Raw genomic sequence first — 19,622 nt, forward strand, 5'->3', positions numbered from 1 at the left:
TCACCTCACATCGAACCGATCCAGGTTCATCACTTTGGTCCAGGCCGCCACGAAGTCTTTGACAAATTTCTCCTTCGAGTCGCTGCTCGCGTACACCTCGGCCAGCGCCCTTAACTGCGCATTCGAACCAAAGACCAGATCCACCCGCGTTGCGGTCCACTTCACTTGACCGTTTTTGCGATCCCGGCCTTCAAACTCTTGAGCGGCTTCGGAGGTTGGTTTCCATTCCACGCCCATGTCGAGCAGGTTGGTGAAGAAGTCGTTGGTCAGCGCTTCCGGTTGCTGGGTGAACACGCCGTGCCGGGTTTGTCCGACGTTGGTGTTCAACACGCGCAGGCCGCCGATCAACGCGGTCATTTCTGGCGCGGTGAGCGTCAGCAATTGCGCCTTGTCGATCAACAAGTGCTCCGCCGGTACGCGATAGTTGGTTTTCAGGTAGTTGCGGAACCCATCGGCAATCGGTTCGAGGAAGCCGAAGGACTCCACGTCGGTTTGCTCTTGTGACGCGTCCATCCGACCCGGCGTGAACGGCACGGTGACGGTTTGCCCGGCATTTTTTGCCGCCTGTTCAACGCCAGCGTTCCCGGCCAGCACAATCAGGTCAGCCAGCGAGACTTTCTTGCCGCCGCTGTTGAACTCGTTCTGGATGCTTTCGAGTTTCGCCAGCACGTTCGTCAGTTGTTCGGGCTGGTTGGCTTGCCAGAATTTCTGCGGGGCCAGACGCAGGCGTCCGCCGTTGGCACCACCACGTTTATCGGAGCCACGGAAGGTGGAGGCTGCCGCCCAGGCGGTCGAGACAAGCTGCGCGACTGACAGGCCAGAGGCGAGGATTTTGCCCTTGAGTGCTGCGACATCGCTGTCGTTGACCAAGGCATGATCGACTGCGGGGATCGGGTCTTGCCACAACAGTTCTTCGTTCGGCATTTCCGGGCCGAGGTAGCGCGAGAGAGGTCCCATGTCACGGTGGATCAGCTTGAACCAGGCACGGGCGAAGGCGTCGGCCAGTTGATCCGGATTGGCCAGGAAGCGCCGCGAAATCGGCTCATAGATCGGGTCAAAACGCAGGGCAAGGTCCGAGGTCAGCATGGTCGGGTTGCGCCGTTTGGACGGGTCATGCGCGTCCGGAATGGTGCCGGCACCAGCGCCGTTTTTAGCGACCCACTGGTTCGCCCCGGCTGGGCTTTTACTCAGTTCCCACTCGAAGCCGAAAAGGTTTTCCAGGTAGTTATTGCTCCATTTTGTCGGTGTAGTGGTCCAGGTGACTTCGAGGCCGCTGGTGATGGTGTCCGCGCCTTTACCGCTGCCAAAGCTGTTTTTCCAGCCAAAACCTTGCTGTTCCAGACCCGCGGCTTCGGGTTCGGCCCCGACGTTGTCGGCAGGACCGGCGCCGTGGGTTTTACCAAAAGCGTGACCGCCTGCGATCAGGGCCACGGTTTCTTCGTCGTTCATCGCCATGCGACCGAAGGTCTCGCGGATATCCTTGGCTGAAGCGACGGGATCGGGATTGCCTTCAGGGCCTTCGGGGTTGACGTAGATGAGGCCCATTTGCACGGCCGCGAGTGGATTTTCCAGATTGCGGCCTTGTTCGGTACGGCTCTCCTCGTTTTCCCCGGGTTCAGCCACGAGCGGGCCGTCGCCAGGTTCTTGCATGGGTTCGTTTTCTTTGCCGTAGCGGGTGTCGCCGCCCAGCCATTTGTTTTCAGAGCCCCAGTACACGTCTTCGTCCGGCTCCCAAACGTCGGGTCGCCCACCGGAGAAACCAAAGGTCTTGAAGCCCATGGACTCCAGCGCGATGTTGCCGGTGAGTACGATCAGGTCAGCCCAGGAAATATTTCGGCCATATTTTTGCTTGATCGGCCAGAGCAACCGGCGTGCCTTGTCGAGGCTGACGTTGTCTGGCCAGCTGTTGAGCGGGGCAAAGCGTTGCTGGCCGGAGCCGGCACCCCCGCGGCCGTCGCCGGTTCGATAAGTACCGGCCGCGTGCCAGGCCATGCGAACGAACAGCGGCCCATAGTGGCCGAAGTCGGCTGGCCACCAGTCTTGCGAATCGGTCATCAGTGCCGTGAGGTCTCTTTTGACCGCAGCAAAGTCCAGTGTTTTGTACGCTTCGGTGTAGTTGAAGCCCTCGTCCAGGGGATCGGACAGGGAGGAATGCTGGTGCAGGATGTTCAGATTCAGCTGGTTCGGCCACCAATCGCGGTTCGTCGTGCCACCGCCAGCGGCGTGGTTAAACGGGCATTTCGATTCATTTGCCATGTGCGAGCTACCTTTGGTCGTGTTCATCCGGGCTATCCGGCCCTTTGTGGGTTCTGGAATAGCGACGAGCGAAAGCAATGACACAGGCTGCTGGGCCAGCAGTTCGATTCACTGATTGTTTTGATCACACGGCTATCGGTACAGCGGAAAACGAGGTGCAATCACGGTGGCCCACGGCAGGCTTAGTCATGTTTCTGACTCATTCCTGTCTCCTTATCAGCTAAAACAGGCCGGCTGACGCCAGCGCTGGGATAAGGTTAGACGCCTATCCCCAAGTCAGCTAATAGGTGGAGTATTCGGGGTTGATAGGTAAAAGCTTTTATGGGAGGCGTCGGAATTGACCGGGGCTGATGGTCCTATCGCGGGTAAGCCATGCGCCCACAAGGGTTGAGTAAGGCCGGAAGGTAGCTGGCGCATTGGAACCACTGCTGCACGGGCGAATCAATTTGATTTGTAGAAGCATCATTTGTAGGCTCCGCCACTTTTATCTCGATCATCACAAGGATTCCTCCATGGGATTGAGCAAACGCGACCAGGCTCACATCGAACGCCGTCTGGTCGCCACCCTGACCGATGCCTGTGAAACCGCCAAAGCGGAAGTCGTCGGGTTTGATTGGCTGACCCATGTAGTCGATTACACCGTATTCCCTTCAAGCCTCAGGGTGATCTGGGTTTTTGACACTCAGGCTAATAAGGATCAGGCGTTGGCCGGCGGGCAAGGGGAGCGCATGGTCGAACTGACAGCGATGGCTCTGAGCGACGCGGATGTCATCGTCAATCCGGTATCGGCCCATGTGCAGTTTGATTCTGAAGAGCAATGTCAGCTTGCCAATGATGGCAATTGGCAGCAGCGTCTGGCGCGCAAGCGTTCAATGCGAGGTTGAGCCAGGAGCCCGTACCCTGCTGCCCAAGGCAGAGGCGCGATACGAACTTGTGTTTCAGTGTGTGGGTGATGTGCCTGCTGAAAAAGCGGCCGGCGTGACCTCACTTATTGCGCCCCGAACAGCATCGTCCAATACACGCCCTCATCGCTACGAGCATCCGCCGCATACGCCGCGCCGACCTGGGTAAACATCGGGTTCATCAAATTCGCGCAATGCCCGGGGCTGGCCAGCCATCCGGCCATCGCCTTGTTGGGTGAACTCTGCCCGGCGGCGATGTTTTCGCCGATCTGCCGGCCACGGTAACCGGCGGCCCTGGCTCGATCTGCGGGCATATCGCCGTCGGGATCGCGGTGGGCAAAGTAGTTGCCGTAGGCCATGGCCTTGCTGTGCCCTTGTGCGGCAGCGCCCAACGCAGGGTTCCAGGCGAGCGGCCGCGCGGCGGAGAAGCGCTGGCCGCCACACATCCGGGGTTTGGCGCGCGCGGCGTTGACCTGCGCCAGCAAGGTTTTGCTGACAGCTCGGGTATCGCCGACCTTGTGGTCGAGTACCGGCTGCGCCAGCACCACTTGCCATTCACTTCGGGCGCGACTGACACCGATGTCGGCGTACTGGCCGTCCAGCAGCGCTGCGCAGTAATCGTCCTGCAACCTGTCAAACGCTTCATCGGCATCCTGCGCACCGATCACCCGGATGCTGCGTACCGTCACCGCTGAATAGCCGGACGCCTTGAGTCGATCTCGCAAACCGCCGCCATAACCGATGGGCAACGCCAGGCTGGAATTCAGCGCCAGCGGAGCCAGGCGTTGTGCCGGGCGCCTGTCGCAGCGCTGGGGATGGGCACGGTAATCATTGATAGCCGCCACCAGTTGGCGTTCGCCATTGGCATGAGCAGGGGAAGCAAATAGAGCAATCACAGGCAAAAGACACAGCGAGGCGCAGCGCAAGGCCAGGAGGGGCGGGTGCATGAGGCGGACAGCTCTGATCAGAGACGACGGTAAGTGGGCATTCAAGGCGCCTGTATGACTGGGGTTTTGAGACTAGGTTCAGGAGGGAGGGGCGCAAAAGCAGCGGCATTGCCTACCGCATGTCGCAAAATGCGAAATGTACCGGTCCGGCCTTAAATATGTGGCAGCCGCAGTCGATAGCCTTTTCATAAATGCCGACGTGCCAACAGAGGGCTGCACCATGTCGATAAAATTCCGTTTACTCCTGTTGATCGGCACCAGTGTGCTCACCGCGCTGATCGTCAGCCTGGTCAGTTACGTGGGCAACACGCAGATGGCTGAAGCGGTGAACGAGAGCGAAGTCAGCATGACCGCGCTGCGCAACCACCTTGAAGCCGACATGATGCACGACGCCCTGCGCGCTGACGTGTTGTCGGCCATGTTGGTGGGCTTGGGCAAAAGCACCAGCAGCAAGGCAGAAGTACACAGCTCCATCGAGGAACACGCGAAGCATTTCCGTGACGTGCTGGGTGACAACCTCAAGCTGCCGGTCAACGACACCCTCAAGACCGCACTGAACAAGGTCAAACCGAGCCTCGACACCTACATCAGCGCCGCCGAGCGTATCGTCGGCCTGGCGCTGGAAAATCCAGAAGCGGCGCAAAAGGAACTGGGCACTTTCAATACCGCGTTCAGCCAACTGGAAGACCAGATGGCGGCCCTCAGCGAGTTGATTGAAACCAACACGCAACAGACCAGCCAAGGCACTCAACAAGCCATTCATAGCGCCAACTTCACCTTGGGTATTGTGCTGATCGCCAGCCTGGTGTTGCTGCTGATTCAGGGGCGGTGGGTGATTCGGAGCATCATGGGGCCATTGCAGACCGCCAGCCGGATTGCCCAAAGCATCGCCCACGGCAACTTGAGCGAACCGATTGTCGAGCCGACACAAAAGGACGAAGCCAGCGCATTGATCCGCAGCCTGGCAACCATGCAGCGCGACCTGCGCGGCATGATCGAAGTGGTGCGCAGCAACGCTCATGGTGTGAGCGGCATGAGTGGTCAATTGAGCAGCGGTTGCCACCAGGTCGCCGACAGCAGCCAGCAGCAAAGCGCCGCAGCCAGCACCATGGCCGCTGCCGCCAGCGAAATGACCGCGAGCATCGAGGAAATCACCCGCCACGCCGAACGTGCGCTGGACATGGCCAACCAGGCCGAGTCATTGGCCAAGGATGGTGGTCGAGTGATTCATCAGGTCGTCGAAGACATGGACGGCATCGCCCGTTCCGCGCAGCAATCGGCTCACGTGATCCGCACGCTGGACAAGGAGTCCGAAGGGATTTTCAACATTATTCAGGTGATCAAGGGCATCGCTGACCAGACCAACCTGCTGGCGTTGAACGCCGCCATCGAAGCCGCCCGTGCGGGTGAACAGGGGCGCGGCTTTGCCGTGGTTGCCGACGAGGTGCGCAACCTCGCCGGTCGCACCAGCGCCTCCACCCAGGAAATTGCCAGCATGGTCGCGCGCATCCAGCAAAGCACCCGCGAAGCGGTGACCAGCATGGAAGCGGGCGTGGCGCAGGTCGACAAAGGCATGGCCGTGACCGCCGACGTCGAGCGTGCGATTCGTGAAATCCTCGACGCGACGCTGAGCACCACGCAACTGGTCAACGACATTACCCGTACCATCGGCGAGCAAAGCCTGGCCAGCAACGAAATCGCCCATCAGGTGGACATGATTGCGGGGATGTCAGAGGGGAACAGCAAGGTGATTGGGCAGACGGCGTCGACGACCGATGAACTGTCGAGTCTGGCGGGGAAGCTGTCGCAGTCGGTGGATCGGTTCAGGCTTTGATTTGATGGTGTCTGTCTAGGCGCCTTCGCGAGCAGGCTCTCTCCTACATGGGTTTTGTAAACGCCCAAGATCGAATGTAGGAGTGAGCCTGCTCGCGATGGCAATAGCCCAAACAAAACAAATCCAAAGCCTTAAAGATACTTATCCGTCACAGCCCCTTCCGAAGCACTGGACACCGTCTTCGCATACTTCGCCAACACCCCACGCTTGTATTTGGACTCCGGCCTTACCCAGCGACTCTTACGCTCGGCCAACACCGCGTCGGTCACGTCCACCGTAATCAGCCGGGTTTCTGCGTCAATGGTGATTCGGTCGCCATCTTCAACCAATGCAATCGGCCCGCCCTCAAACGCTTCCGGCGTGATATGCCCCACGACAAAACCGTGCGAGCCACCGGAGAAACGCCCGTCAGTGATCAACGCGACTTCCTTGCCCAACCCCTTGCCCATCACCGCTGAAGTCGGCGAAAGCATTTCCCGCATTCCGGGCCCGCCCTTGGGGCCTTCATAGCGGATCACAATGACATCGCCCGCCTTGACCTCACCGTTGAGAATCCCTGCCAGCGCGCCTTCCTCACCGTGATAAACCCGGGCCGAGCCTTCAAAGCGCAAACCTTCCTTGCCAGTGATCTTGGCCACGGCACCGGTGGGTGAGAGGTTGCCGCGCAGTACCACCAGGTGCGAGTCCTTCTTGACCGGTTGGTCGAAGGGCAGGATCACATCCTGGCCTGCGGGATAGTCGGGTACGTCTTTGAGGTTTTCCGCCAGGGTTTTGCCAGTGACCGTCAGCACATCACCGTGCAGCATGCCGGCGGCAAGCATGCGTTTCATCAGCGGCTGAATACCGCCAATGGCCACCAGTTCGCTCATCATGTATTTGCCGCTGGGACGCAAGTCCGCCACCACCGGCGACACCTTGCCCAGCTCGACGAAGTCATCCAGCGTCAGGTCGACATCCACCGCATTCGCCATGGCCAGCAGGTGCAACACGGCATTGGTCGAGCCGGCGAGGGCGATGACCACGCGAATGGCATTTTCAAAGGCCTGGCGGGTCATGATGTCGCGGGGCTTGAGGTCCAGCTTGAGCAGTTCCATGACCTGTTGGCCGGCGCGGAAACTGTCGGACGCCTTGTCGCTGCCGACCGCGTCCTGAGAACTGGACCCCGGCAGGCTCATGCCCAGCGCTTCAATGGCCGAGGCCATGGTATTGGCCGTGTACATGCCGCCACAGGAGCCGGGGCCTGGAATCGCTACTTCTTCGATCTGCTTGACCTGAATTTCGCTGATATCCCCCCGCGCATGCTGACCCACGGCCTCGAACACCGAAATGATGTCGGTATGGCCCGCACCGGGCCGGATGGTGCCGCCATAGACAAAAATCGACGGACGATTGAGTCGCGCCATACCGATCAGGCAGCCCGGCATGTTCTTGTCACAACCACCCACGGTCACGAGGCCGTCAAAGCCTTCGCAACCGACCACCACCTCAATCGAATCGGCGATCACCTCCCGCGACACCAGCGAATACTTCATGCCTTCGGTGCCGTTGGCGATGCCGTCGGAAATAGTGATGGTGTTGAAAATGACGCCTTTGGCGCCGGCCGCATTGGCGCCTTTTTCGACCTCAAGGGCGAGCTTGTCGATGTGCATGTTGCACGGCGTGACCATCGCCCAGGTGGAGGCGATGCCGATCTGAGGCTTCTTGAAGTCGGCATCGGTGAAGCCCACGGCGCGCAACATGGCGCGGGCGGGCGCGGCTTCGACGCCGTCGATGACCTGGGAAGAGTATTTGCGCAGATCGTCTTTGTCGCTCATGACTTTTGCTCACACCAGCAGACCGTATTGGCAAGAATTGAAGTCTAGACCCGGGTGGCGCAAAAATCAGTGTGCCTGTGCGCACACCTCACGAACACAATCACGCAACCACCGATGCGCCGAGTCCGCATCCATTCGCGGGTGCCAGAGCATGGAGACTGTGATCGGTGGCGTCGGGATCGGCAGGGAGAAACTGTGCAACCCGACGCGCAGGTTTCGCGTGTGCCGTTCGGGCACGGTCGCGATCAGGTCCGAGGCGCGGGCCAGTGCCAGTGCCGCGGAAAAACCGCCGACGATGGTGACGATGTCACGCTCCAGCCCCAGTGATTGCAACGCATCATCCATCGGTCCGCTGTCGCGTCCACGGCGTGAAACCAGGATGTGCCGGCCAGAGGCGTAACGGGTGGGGGTCATTTCGCCCTCGCTGAACCCATGCCCGGCGCGCACCACGCCGATAAAGCGATCTTCGAACAACGCGCGGGTGCGCACTTCGGGGCTAATGGCGTCGCCGACCACGCCGGTTTCGAGGTCGACGCTTCCGTCACGCAGCAGCGCGCTGTCCCTGTTGAGTTTCTGCACGAAGTGCAAGCGCACGCCGGGCGCTTCCTCGCTGAGACGGGCGATGAGTGCCGGGCCGAAGTTTTCGACGAAACCGTCGCGGGTGCGCAGAGTGAAGGTCCGGGTCAGCTGCTTGAGGTCAAGTTGCTCGGCAGGGCGCAGCACCGCTTCGGCGTGCTGCACCAGTTGGCGGACCTGTTCGCGCAGTTCCAGTGCTCGCGGTGTCGGCACCAGGCCACGGCCGGCGCGCACCAACAGCGGGTCGCCGGTGGTTTCGCGCAACCGCGCGAGCGCACGGCTCATCGCCGAGGGGCTCAGGCGCAAGCGTTGAGCGGCGCGCGCCACACTGCCTTCGGCCAGCAAGGCATCAAGGGTAATCAGCAGGTTCAGATCGGGCGTGGTCATGGCGGAACGTTAGCACGACTAGGCGGCGACATGGCGTTGTGTGCAGGTATCAAGTGCAAACGCTGCGTCTTCCGCCATGCCAGTGACGCGCTTACGCTGAAAGCCAATCTTTCAGAACAGGTCAGCCCCTTGAAAACCTTCACGCCATCCACCCCGGTCCGCTGGGCGCTTGCCAGCCTTTCGCTGTCGATGTTGATGCCTTCCCTCGACACCAGCATCGCCAATGCCGGATTGCCGACGTTGGCTCAGACGTTTGATGCTGCGTTTCAAGACGTGCAGTGGATCGTCCTGGCGTACCTGCTGGCGATCACGGCGTTGATCGTCAGCGTCGGACGACTCGGTGACTTGATCGGTCGCAAACGCTTGTTGTTGGGCGGCATCATCATTTTCACTCTGGCTTCGCTGGCCTGTGGGCTCGCGCCTTCGCTGGGCTGGCTGGTCGCGGCCCGTGCCGTGCAAGGTCTGGGCGCGGCGATCATGTTGGCGCTCACCGTGGCGTTTGTCGCGGACACGGTGCCGACAGCGCAGACCGGCAGCGCCATGGGTTTACTGGGGACGATGTCGGCGATGGGCACAACGCTAGGGCCTTCGCTGGGCGGTGTGCTGATCTCCGGGTTCGGCTGGCAGACGATTTTTCTGGTTAATGTGCCGTTGGGTGTTTTGAACGTTGTGCTCGCGTATCGCTGTTTGCCCGCAGATCGGCCGGTGGCTCGGCGTAGCGCTTTCGATTTTCCGGGGACGTTGCTGTTGGCGCTGACGCTTGGCGCGTATGCGCTGGCTATGACATTGGGTGATTGGGGGTCGTTGCTGGTTGCTGGTGTCGGCGGTGGAGTTTTCCTGTGGGTCGAGGCGAGATCCAGGTCGCCCTTGGTCAAGTTGGCGATGTTCCGTGAGCGTGGGCTGAGTGCGAGTCTGGCCATGAGTGCATTGGTGTCGACGGTGATGATGTCGACGCTGGTGGTCGGGCCGTTTTATTTGTCGGGCACGCTGGGGCTGAACGCCGTGCGGGTCGGGTTGACCTTGTCCGTCGGTCCACTGGTGGCGGCGTTGGCCGGTGTACCGGCGGGGCGTCTGGTGGATCGATTCGGGGCGCAGCGCATGACGGTGTTCGGGCTTGCGAGCATGGCGTTGGGCGCCGGGGTGTTGGCGATCATGCCGGCGGGTTTTGGTGTGCCTGGTTATGTCGTCCCCATCGCGGTGATCACTGGCAGTTATGCGCTGTTTCAGGCGGCCAATAACACCTTGATCATGACCGGTGCCGGTGCCGATCAGCGAGGGGTGATTGCCGGGTTGCTCAGTCTGTCGCGCAATATGGGGTTGATCACAGGGGCCTCGGCGATGGGCGCGGTGTTTGCCGGTAATGGCATGCGGGTGACGTTTGCGGTGGCGGCGGGGTTGATCGTTCTGGCGGTGCTGATCGCGTTACGTACCCAAAAACCTGAAATCACCGCCATTCCCACAGGGAGGTTGCGGTGATCTGGGGATCAGGAAACCTGCGATTGAAGCTTGGCCAGGATGAGGGCAAGCGGATCGTCAGTTTTGGCATCACTGGCTTTTTCCTGGTCCGACCCGTCCGTCACCACGCCCGCGAGGATTTCAGCCAGGTTGTGAAAGTGCCCGGGCTTTTTATCGGTCGAATTCGCGCTTTGGTTCAACGCCGCTTCGAGCGACAAGTGCTGAACCAGCCATTGCGGCGTGTTCTTTTCCTCGGGGCTCATGTTGTCGAGAAAATCCAGGGCCGCATGGGCGCGGGCGAGCGGGTCGTTGGCGAACGGGTCTTTCCAGTTTTTCTCCTGGTCTGCCGGGCCACTGTAATACCCGGTAGCGAGACGGCCCTGCTGGCGCATCAAGGCCTGGGCCGAGGCTTGTTCGTCAGCGGTGAACTTGCCGCCTTCGTTGGTGGCGACGGCGTTCAGCGAGCGTCGATCGAGGTCACCGAACAGGGCACTGCGGTCTTCATCAGTGTTGGCGTACGGCTTGCCGCTGGCGCTCATCTGCGCGTATTTTTCATCCATGCGCTTGCGCGCATCGGCAGCCACTTCCGGGAAGGTCTTGTCCTTGGAACTGGAGACCGCACCGGGCTTTGACGCACCCAACACCAACGCATCGGCATTCATTCCCGCGCGCACCGGAAAGTACGGCGTATTGCCGACGATCGAACTGCTGTAATCGGTGGAGGTGCTGGAGAGGCTCACCGAATCCGTGTTGGACGCCTTGGCCTGTGCCGTGTCGGCTTGAGCGACCGGCTGCCGGGCATTGGCAGACTTCGAATCGACGGCCGCCGCGTAGGCCGACATCGCCGCATTCGTTGAAGTTGAAACAGTGATCATTGTGCTTCCTTGGCGAGGGACGCTCGCAAGTGAGAGCGATAAGACGCTCAATACCGGACACCGTACGCCGTATCCATGACGCTTTCATTGTATCGGCGCCGATCCCGTCTACTTGAAGCACTCGCGGGTCAATGCAACGAATCGCGCCGCAGGGCCTCATATTAAAACGAGCGACGCCAGATAAACACGGGCCTCGCGCCACTGACTTTAATGACAGGTGATTGTTTTTATGACCGCAGCGGACAAGAACCATGTGATCTGGCTGGTTGAACAATCCATGCTGCACGCCGCCCGGCAGCGGGCCAGGCTCTATTCCGGGCAGGGCCGCTTGTGGCAGCAACCGTATGCGCATACCCGCCCGCGCGACGCGTCAGCGTTGGCGTCGGTGTGGTTCACCGCGTACCCGGCGTCTATCGTTACTCGGGAAAACGGCACCGTGCTGGAAGCCCTGGGCGATGAAACCCTGTGGCATGCGCTGTCGAGAATCGGCATCCAGGGCATTCACAATGGCCCGCTGAAAATGTCCGGCGGCCTGACCGGCACCCAGCGCACGCCGACGATTGACGGCAATTTCGACCGCATCAGCTTCGACATCGACCCGCAACTGGGCACCGAGGCGCAGTTGCAGGCGCTGGTGCGCATGGCCGCCGCGCACAACGCGGTGATCATCGATGACGTGATCCCGTCGCACACCGGCAAGGGCGCGGATTTTCGCCTGGCCGAGATGGCGTACGAGGACTATCCCGGCCTCTACCACATGGTGGAAATCCGCGAAGAAGACTGGCCGCTGCTGCCGGACATCGCCGAAGGCCGCGATGCACAAAACCTCAGCCCATTGCAGGTCGACGTGCTTCTCGACAAGCACTACATCGTCGGCCAATTGCAGCGAGTGATCTTCTTCGAGCCCGGGGTCAAGGAAACCGACTGGAGTGCGACGCCGATTGTAGTGGGCGTCGATGGCAAGCCGCGCCGCTGGGTCTATTTGCATTACTTCAAGGAAGGGCAGCCCTCGCTGAACTGGCTGGACCCGACCTTCGCCGCGCAGCAGATGATCATCGGCGACGCGCTGCACGCCATCGACGTGATGGGCGCAAAAATCCTGCGTCTGGATGCCAACGGTTTTCTCGGCGTTGAACGCAAACTCGACGGCACTGCCTGGTCGGAAAGCCATCCGCTGTCAATCACCGGCAACCAGTTGCTGGCCGGGGCGATCCGCAAAGCGGGCGGCTTCAGTTTTCAGGAGCTCAACCTGACCGTCGACGACATCGCCGCCATGTCCCATGGCGGCGCGGATCTCTCATACGACTTCATCACCCGACCGGCCTACCAGCACGCGTTGCTGATGGGCGATACCGAATTTCTGCGCTTGATGTTGCGGCAGATGCACACCCTCGGTATCGATCCCGGTTCGTTGATCCACGCCTTGCAAAACCACGACGAACTGACCCTGGAACTGGTGCATTTCTGGACGCTGCACGCCCACGACAACTTCCTCTATCAGGGCCAGACCTTCCCCGGCAACATCCTGCGCGAGCACATTCGCGAGCAGATGTATGAACGCCTGGCCGGGGAGCACGCGCCGTACAATTTGAAGTTCGTCACCAACGGTGTGTCCTGCACCACCGCCAGCATCATCACGGCCGCGTTGGGGATTCGTGATCTTGACGCGATCACCGCCGAGGACATCCAGCAGATTCGTCAGGTGCATTTACTGTTGGTGATGTACAACGCCATGCAGCCCGGCGTGTTCGCGTTGTCTGGTTGGGACCTGGTCGGTGCGCTGCCATTGCCGGCCGAGCAGGTCGCGCATTTGATGGACGACGGCGACACCCGATGGATTCATCGCGGCGCCTACGATCTGGTCGACCTCAACCCCGAAGCAGAGCGCTCAGCGGGGCAGATGCCGCGACCGAAAACCTTGTATGGCAGCCTCACCAGCCAACTGAAGGACCCGGATTCGTTCGTCTCGCAACTCAAGCGAATCCTCGCCGCACGCCGTGCCTACGATATTGCCGCCAGCCGGCAGATCCTGATTCCGGATGTCGAGCATCCGGGGCTGCTGGTCATGGTCCACGAATTGCCGGCCGGCAAAGGCACGCAAATCACCGCGCTGAACTTCGGTTCGACAGCGATCACCGAAACCTTGCACCTGCCCAACATTGCACCGGGGCCGGTGGTCGACATCATCAATGAACGGGTGGAAGGAGACCTGACGCCCGGAGGGGAATTCACCATCACGCTGGACGCGTTCGAAGGATTGGCGCTGCGGGTGGTCAGCGCTTCGCCGATGATTTAGGGAGTGGCTCGGTCGGTTCTGCGTCCGCTTGACGCTCAACCGGCCGCAGGTACCTTGGCTTATTCGCCTCGACACGCTGGAAGGAGAATGACAGGGCTTTTTTAAAGTGCCTGGCAATGGGCGTTTCTATTTTTGTGTGGATGACATGAGACGCACCGATCATCAACGCGACAGTGCCCCAGAGCAGGACGTGCGGGTTTACCGCCGGATAGGCAATGTTGAAGATCATGAAGCCGATCATTTGATGCAGCAGGTATAGCGGGTAAGTCAGCGCACCTAATGCCGTCCAGTTGAAGGTTCCCACCATTGCTGTCTTGTTGGTTGCGACCAGCAGGAACGTCATAAAGAACAGGATGATCATGCTGCAGACGATCAGCGGATCGAAGTCGGTCGGGTATTTGGTTTCGAGCAATCGGGCCCATACGATGGCGGTGAAGCAGGCCAATGCCAATGCGCCTGCCAGGAGCAACACGCGTCTTATGGTGAACCCCTTGGCCCAGATCATGTAGAACGTCGCGCCCGCGATGAAATAGGCGGCGTAGTCGGTAATCAATGTCGAGCGCAACTTTTCAAAAGCGAATACTTCGGCGCCGGCAGAGATCAGTAGCCAGTACACGAGAAAGGTTTCTATTTTTTCTATTTTCTTGAAGGCCAGGAGAATGGAGATCATCAGGTAGAACTTTATTTCGACAAACAGCGACCAGTACACGCCGTCTATTGGTTCGACGCCTACAAAGTCGCCCAGCAACGTCATGTTAATAAGGTATTGATAAATACTAGCGGTGTAGCGCGGCTGTCCGATGACCAGCGTGACAAGAAAAGTCAGGGTGCAGCACACCCAGAAAGCAGGGTAGAGGCGAATGGCGCGGGAGATGAAAAACGCTCTTAGGTTATTGCCCGACGCCGTCATCAGAATGACGAATCCGCTGATCATGAAAAACAGTTCGACGCCCAAGTAACCGTATTTGGCAGGCTCTGCCAACAGCGGATAGGGCATTTCAGACATGTCGCCTTTTGCATACCCGCGAAAAGCATAGTGAAAAAACACCACGGCGAGCGCTGCCAGGAAGCGCAGCAAATCCAGTTCATTCAGCCGGCGTTTGATCACGTACACACTCCAGATGGATTGGCGCTGATTGACGACTGACGTCCCTGTCGATTGAACGCTGACCCAGCGCGGTCACGCGCGGGAATGATCGGGCGTGCGGGCGGGGCTGGAATTCTGTCGACTCGACTGCTCGAACGAAAGTTCAGGGCTAATCGGAGGCACCTGACGGGCTGATCCATGATTGAGAAACGCTACTGACTGCGTTGCCACACCTTGACGTAATCGACCCTGAAGGTAGAGGGCAGGTCAGCATCGTCGACCACGCCGAACCATTGCCACATGGCCTCACTGTCAAAGACGATCTGCATGGGAAAGAAGAAGTTCGTATTCCTGGTTTCCCGGACCAGCACGCCATCGACGTACCAGCGCAGGGTGTCGGGCTGCCAATCGAAACCGTAGACATGAAACGTACTCGCCAGACGCCAGGGGCTGACCCAGACGCTGCCGTTGGCGATATGTTCGGTGCTTTGCGGCGTGGCCCACAGATGGGCGTTCATGTTGTACGAGCGGTCGAGTGCAGCGCCTTTGGTCTTGCCGGCGATTTCAAAAATGTCGATTTCGGTGGCGTTGTCGGCCATGCCCGTCCAGGCCAGCCAGAAGGCGCTGGAACCTGCCGAGTCCATGGGTTTGGCGCGCGCCTCGTAGTAACCGTAAAAACCGCGGTCGACCGTGCGAACCATGGCGGAAGAGTAGTCCTTGAAACCCAGATCCACGTACTTTTGCGGCAAGGCTTCCTTGCGAAAAACGATGTTCAGGTTGCCATTGGCCACGAACGCATTGGCCGGCCTGAACAACGCCGGTTTGCGGCCCAGGGATTCATTCCCTTGGGCATTGTTGACGTGCCAGCGCACGGGGTCGAGCACGTCGCCATTGAAGTCATCGGACAGATTGCCATCGAAAATCCAGTTGCCCGCATTGGCCTGGTCGGACAGGGGCAAGCCAGCGTCGCTTGGTTTGGGTAACGTGCCCAACGGCCCGACCCGAGTCCAGGTATCAGCCTCGCGGGGAACGTCAATTGACCACTTGTTCGCCAGGTATTGATACGCCTCTTGTTGCTGCGCCAGGGAGGCAAACGGGCGGTCGTACACCAGCACTTCCGCGATATCGCCTTTGAAATTGTCGGCGTTTCCGACCACGTTGCGCCCGACCGCGTAGGGGCCGATTGGCACGTCTTGAAGTTCGAGGACGGAAAAGGTCGGTGCGTAGGCGTCTGGCTGTCGCAGGCTGATGGCGAAGTTCGGCAGTACGTTGTCGTTATCGGCGCTGTTCGGACGCGAGCTGAACAGCCGCTGCCACGGGTCTGCCGGACTCTGTTCGGGCAGCCGGCGGGAAACGATCAGGAGGGTCGCCGGGCCCTTGCCGGCGCGGATGGTTTTGCCCAGCAACGCCGAAGCGCCAGTGAAGCGCACCACCGCGTGGCCGTTCAGGGCATTGGCCACGCGCAACGGATGCGACGACTCAATGGCATCGTCGACCGTGGCGTGGTTGGATTTGCCGGACTTGTCGTTCCATCCCAGAAGGCGGTCCTGAGTGTCGATACTGATGGTCGACGCATCGTCCGCGTCCAGCCACAGCACCAGCCCGGCAGCGGGCGGACGGGAAGGCGCTGGTGCGGCGCTGCACACCAGTGAAACCGACCACAGCAGTACCCACAGACAGTCTCTGAGCATGTGTTTGCCTTCCCGTTGGAGCGACTGCTTACTTCACCGCAGTCAATGCCGGAACGTCGATTGAGGATTGATAGCCCTGTGGATTGCATGACTGCCAGCGCCAGGAATCCATCATCATCTGATCCAGATTGCGTTGTGCGCTCCAGCCCAGATCCCGTCCAGCCCTGCTCGGATCGGCCCAGCATTGGGCGATATCTCCGGGGCGGCGCGGAGCGAAGCGGTAAGGAATGGGGATGCCGGTAACGTCTTCGAAACTGTGGATGATCTGGAGCACGCTGTAGCCAATGCCGGTGCCCAGGTTCCAGCAATGAATGCCGCCCAAGTCTTGCAATACCTGCAGCGCTTTCAAATGGCCATTGGCAAGGTCGACCACATGGATGTAATCGCGCACGCATGTGCCGTCCACAGTGGGATAGTCGCAGCCGTACACCGTGAGTTCGGGCATTCGTCCAATCGCGACCTGCGTCAGGCACGGCAACAGGTTGTTGGGCCGGCCCCGGGGATCCTCGCCGATCATGCCGCTTTCATGAGCGCCAATGGGGTTGAAATAGCGTAGCAAGGCGATGTTCCAGCGTGGATCGGAGTGACACAGGTCGGTCAGCAACTCTTCGATCATCAGCTTGGTGCGACCGTAGGGGTTAACGGGTTTGCCAGTGCCGAGATCTTCGGCAATCGGTATTTGCGTGGGGTCGCCATAGACCGTGGCCGACGAGCTGAACACCAGGTTGAACACCTCGTTTCGGGCCATCGCCCCACAGAGGTTCAGCGTACCGGCGAAGTTGTTGGTGTAGTAATCCAACGGTCTTCGCAAGCTTTCCTCAACGGATTTCAGGCTTGCGAAATGCACCACGGCGTCGATGTCATAGCGACTGAAAATATCGTCGAGCAAGATCGAGTCGCGAATATCGCCATTGATGAAATCGACCCGGGTATGGGTCAGCTGCTCAAGACGAACGATCGACTCTCGACAGCTGTTACACAGGTTGTCGAGCACCAACACATGGTGTCCGGCGTTGATTAACGCCAGGGCGGTATGGGAGCCGATGTAGCCGGCCCCACCAGTGATTAGCGTAGTTTTGCGCATGGTGAGGTGTTCCTGTTTCGGGACTGAATTCAGCGGGCGGTGAATACCGATTTGAATTCTTGCGGCCAGCGCGGGTGCATGAGGCTATACGCCACGGCATAGCTCAGCGCGCCGGCCACGATGCTGCAGATCAGGTGCCAGTAACCGTCGAAACCCGATCGAGAGGAAACAAGGAGAACGATCGCGGCCATGACGAGCGAGGCAATCACGCTGCGATAGTTGGTGTCGAAAAACAGCCGCCAGCCATAACCGATGGCGCTGTTCAAACCGCGGATCTGCAACGGCGTGATGATCACCATCCGGGCCAGTAACGCGAGGGCGGCGGCCATGCCGCCATAGAAACTGCCGAAGCTATAGACCAGCGCGAGTGCGAGTAGCGTGGTGGCCACTTCGGCCTTGATGGTCAGGTGACTGCGATTGACCGCGACCAGTGCGGTCGTGGCGTACATGGCGATATTGCCGATGGCTGCCGTGCACGCAAGCACTTGTAGAAGGGGAATGGCCTCGGTCCATTTGGCGCCGAAGATCAACAGGATCACGTCGTGGGCCGTGAGTGCGATGCCGATGAACAAAGGCGTCAGCACGAAGCCGCTGACGGCGGTCGAATCACTGATGATCGCGCGCAGCCTTGATGGATCGGCGCTGCGCCGGGCGAACACCGGCAACGCATAGCTCAGCAGGCCATTGTAAATCGCGGTGCGTGGTAGCTCGATGATGCGCATCGCCATGTTGAACATACCGACCGCGTTTGCGCCGGCCGTCATGCCCAGGACCACGTTGACTCCGCGCTGCAGCGTTTGCGAACTCAGTGCGTTGACGGCGACCGGTGCACCGGCCTTCAACAGCTCGCGCAAGAACGGGCCGTCAATATGAAAGGCGATGCGTCGTGAGTCGGCGCGCATCAATACAACGATGGACACGAACTCCATGATCAGCGCCTGGGCAATGACCGCCCAGGCGCCCCATCCCCAAAGCGCGACTGCGATGCCGCCGAGGCCACCACACACTTTGCCCAGCAGCGTGCGCGACGCCAGCGTCTTGAAGTCGCCGCTTCGGCGCATCTGCGCCACGTAGACCCGCGCCATCATGGTGAACAGGATTTTCACCGAAGCCACCGCGGTCATCCATTGCAGCACCGGGTCGGGCGTGTACAGAACCGCCGCACCCGAGATCACGACGATGGACACCAGGCTGACGAGTACCGCTGCCCAGAAGGCCGTGGAGATGTGTGTGTCCTCCAGCCGTTCGAGTCGTACCAGCGGGTCTTCCAGTACTGATGAATACACCAGGCCGATCAACTCGACGATGGCAATGATCACCGTGCCCACGCCCAACTCTGCGGGCGATAGCAGCCGGGCGTACACGACAAAGGTAATCATCGACAGGAAAATCAGGCCGAATTTCTCGGTGAAGATCCAGATCAATGTCACCAGACGATGATTGGCCATGGCGGATACCGGTTCAGTGAGCGGTGGTTGACGCCGTTGCCTTGCGCCATGAACGGGCGCAAGCGTTGAGGTAGCGCAAGGTCGGCTTACCGTTGGCGAAGATCAGTGTTTGCCAGGAATAGTCCAGCATTCGCCGGTAGACGCCGATCACATCGGCGTACTCACCTTTGCGGGAAAAGGCATTGAGAAAGTCGGTGTGGTTGCCCAGCACGAAATCAATCCGTTGCTGCTTGCTGAGCTGCGCGCCGTAGCGGGCGAGGTAGACCTCGATGAATCTGATCTTGTTCGGGTAGTACTTCTTCGGTTGCGCGGTCATGTTGTTGCCATTGACCGTGCGCTCCAGCAGCACCTGCGGCACCGTGTGGATCTCCCAGTGTTCGGCGATCCGGGTCCACATGAAGCGGTCTTCGGAGTAACGCAGGCTGGCATCGAAGCCGCCGTATTGCAGGATCACGTCGCGCTTGACCAGCGCGGTGGACACGCCATTGAGGACATTGGCGTGGATGAAATCGTAGAAATGCCGGCCGTGCTTGCGCAGATTGTCCATTTGCCGCCTGCCGTCGCTGTAATTGACCTGCGTGTAGCAGTCGATCAGCCCCACCGGCCGTCCCTGACGACTGAGTTCGTCATACAGGGCCAGTTGCAGCTCCAGCTTTTGCGGACGAAATTGGTCGTCGGCATCGAGGAACGCCACAAACGTCTCTTCAGAGTGCCGCAGACCGTGGTTGCGGGCGCTGGCCTGGCCTTCGTTGGCCTGGTGCAACAGCGTCAGGCGAAACGGTGCCGCGAAGTCCTTGACCCGTTGTGGTCCGTCATCGGTGGAACCATCGTCGACGACAATGACATGGTCGGGCAGTCGGGTTTGCTCGGCCAGGGAGGTCAGTGTTTGCTCAATGCTGTCGGCGCCGTTGTACATCGGGATCACGACACACACTGTATGCGGTAAAGACGGGGCTTGGTCTGACACGGG

The 19,622-nt window shown here is 60.0% G+C and carries 13 protein-coding genes and 2 pseudogenes; 5 read left to right on the plus strand and 10 right to left on the minus strand.

Annotated features, from left to right (window positions below; translation table 11 throughout):
- Window positions 1-2,256 carry a catalase/peroxidase HPI gene (gene katG / locus NL116_RS12805; RefSeq protein WP_494377472.1) on the minus strand — a complete coding sequence of 752 codons (2,256 nt, stop codon included), beginning with the start codon at window positions 2,254-2,256 and terminating at the stop codon, window positions 1-3.
- 512 nt (window positions 2,257-2,768) lie between these two features.
- Between katG and NL116_RS12810 the strand changes: the two genes are divergently transcribed.
- Window positions 2,769-3,140 (plus strand): hypothetical protein, encoded by a 372-nt coding sequence (locus NL116_RS12810; protein ID WP_494378054.1) that lies wholly within the window; start codon window positions 2,769-2,771, stop codon window positions 3,138-3,140.
- 104 nt (window positions 3,141-3,244) lie between these two features.
- On the opposite strand, the gene NL116_RS12815 is transcribed toward NL116_RS12810, so the two are convergent.
- A complete protein-coding gene (locus NL116_RS12815; RefSeq protein ID WP_494377473.1) occupies window positions 3,245-4,105 on the minus strand; it encodes a CAP domain-containing protein in 861 nt (286 codons plus the stop codon).
- 220 nt (window positions 4,106-4,325) lie between these two features.
- Here NL116_RS12815 and NL116_RS12820 point away from each other — a divergent pair.
- Window positions 4,326-5,033, plus strand: a pseudogene (locus tag NL116_RS12820) (MCP four helix bundle domain-containing protein); the annotation flags it as partial.
- A gap of 309 nt (window positions 5,034-5,342) precedes the next feature.
- Window positions 5,343-5,939: pseudogene (locus tag NL116_RS12825) on the plus strand (methyl-accepting chemotaxis protein); the annotation flags it as partial.
- A 131-nt stretch (window positions 5,940-6,070) separates the two neighbouring features.
- On the opposite strand, the gene ilvD reads toward NL116_RS12825, so the two are convergent.
- Window positions 6,071-7,753, minus strand: coding sequence for a dihydroxy-acid dehydratase (ilvD, locus tag NL116_RS12830; RefSeq protein ID WP_494377474.1), 1,683 nt, complete (start codon window positions 7,751-7,753; stop codon window positions 6,071-6,073).
- A gap of 66 nt (window positions 7,754-7,819) precedes the next feature.
- Window positions 7,820-8,716: a LysR family transcriptional regulator gene (locus NL116_RS12835; protein ID WP_494377475.1), complete on the minus strand. Its 897-nt coding sequence runs from the start codon at window positions 8,714-8,716 to the stop codon at window positions 7,820-7,822.
- A gap of 129 nt (window positions 8,717-8,845) precedes the next feature.
- On the opposite strand from NL116_RS12835, the gene NL116_RS12840 reads away from it, so the two are divergent.
- Entirely contained in the window at window positions 8,846-10,192 is a 1,347-nt protein-coding gene (locus NL116_RS12840) for an MFS transporter (protein WP_494378055.1), read from the plus strand.
- Between the two features lie 8 nt (window positions 10,193-10,200).
- On the opposite strand, the gene NL116_RS12845 is transcribed toward NL116_RS12840, so the two are convergent.
- Window positions 10,201-11,046 carry a hypothetical protein gene (locus tag NL116_RS12845; RefSeq protein WP_494377476.1) on the minus strand — a complete coding sequence of 282 codons (846 nt, stop codon included), beginning with the start codon at window positions 11,044-11,046 and terminating at the stop codon, window positions 10,201-10,203.
- A gap of 229 nt (window positions 11,047-11,275) precedes the next feature.
- Here NL116_RS12845 and treS point away from each other — a divergent pair, with 229 nt between their 5' ends.
- Window positions 11,276-13,342, plus strand: coding sequence for a maltose alpha-D-glucosyltransferase (gene treS, locus NL116_RS12850; RefSeq protein WP_494377477.1), 2,067 nt, complete (start codon window positions 11,276-11,278; stop codon window positions 13,340-13,342).
- Here treS and NL116_RS12855 read toward each other — a convergent pair.
- The 5 genes from NL116_RS12855 to NL116_RS12875 form a co-directional block, all read right to left on the minus strand.
- The gene (locus tag NL116_RS12855; protein WP_494377478.1) at window positions 13,320-14,450 is read right to left on the minus strand and encodes an acyltransferase family protein; all 1,131 of its coding nucleotides are present in this window, start codon (window positions 14,448-14,450) and stop codon (window positions 13,320-13,322) included. The genes treS and NL116_RS12855 overlap by 23 nt on opposite strands.
- Window positions 14,451-14,641: 191 nt before the next feature.
- On the minus strand, window positions 14,642-16,120 hold the full coding sequence (locus tag NL116_RS12860) for a family 16 glycosylhydrolase (protein ID WP_494377479.1): 1,479 nt from the start codon (window positions 16,118-16,120) through the stop codon (window positions 14,642-14,644).
- A gap of 28 nt (window positions 16,121-16,148) precedes the next feature.
- Window positions 16,149-17,204: a UDP-glucose 4-epimerase GalE gene (galE, locus tag NL116_RS12865; protein ID WP_494377480.1), complete on the minus strand. Its 1,056-nt coding sequence runs from the start codon at window positions 17,202-17,204 to the stop codon at window positions 16,149-16,151.
- Window positions 17,205-17,233: 29 nt separating this feature from the next.
- Window positions 17,234-18,652 carry an oligosaccharide flippase family protein gene (locus NL116_RS12870; RefSeq protein ID WP_494377481.1) on the minus strand — a complete coding sequence of 473 codons (1,419 nt, stop codon included), beginning with the start codon at window positions 18,650-18,652 and terminating at the stop codon, window positions 17,234-17,236.
- Between the two features lie 13 nt (window positions 18,653-18,665).
- On the minus strand, window positions 18,666-19,619 hold the full coding sequence (locus tag NL116_RS12875) for a glycosyltransferase family 2 protein (protein ID WP_494377482.1): 954 nt from the start codon (window positions 19,617-19,619) through the stop codon (window positions 18,666-18,668).
- Window positions 19,620-19,622 lie beyond the last annotated feature (3 nt).

The sequence above is a fragment of the Pseudomonas sp. FBCC-B1667 genome (assembly GCF_059133255.1).

Bases quoted from the DNA above. Each gene is read 5' to 3' on its own strand.
- katG (WP_494377472.1), bottom strand. From the start codon at position 2,256: ATGGCAAATGAATCGAAATGCCCGTTTAACCACGCCGCTGGCGGTGGC.
- NL116_RS12810 (WP_494378054.1), top strand. From the start codon at position 2,769: ATGGGATTGAGCAAACGCGACCAGGCTCACATCGAACGCCGTCTGGTC.
- NL116_RS12815 (WP_494377473.1), bottom strand. From the start codon at position 4,105: ATGCACCCGCCCCTCCTGGCCTTGCGCTGCGCCTCGCTGTGTCTTTTG.
- ilvD (WP_494377474.1), bottom strand. From the start codon at position 7,753: ATGAGCGACAAAGACGATCTGCGCAAATACTCTTCCCAGGTCATCGAC.
- NL116_RS12835 (WP_494377475.1), bottom strand. From the start codon at position 8,716: ATGACCACGCCCGATCTGAACCTGCTGATTACCCTTGATGCCTTGCTG.
- NL116_RS12845 (WP_494377476.1), bottom strand. From the start codon at position 11,046: ATGATCACTGTTTCAACTTCAACGAATGCGGCGATGTCGGCCTACGCG.
- treS (WP_494377477.1), top strand. From the start codon at position 11,276: ATGACCGCAGCGGACAAGAACCATGTGATCTGGCTGGTTGAACAATCC.
- NL116_RS12860 (WP_494377479.1), bottom strand. From the start codon at position 16,120: ATGCTCAGAGACTGTCTGTGGGTACTGCTGTGGTCGGTTTCACTGGTG.
- galE (WP_494377480.1), bottom strand. From the start codon at position 17,204: ATGCGCAAAACTACGCTAATCACTGGTGGGGCCGGCTACATCGGCTCC.
- NL116_RS12870 (WP_494377481.1), bottom strand. From the start codon at position 18,652: ATGGCCAATCATCGTCTGGTGACATTGATCTGGATCTTCACCGAGAAA.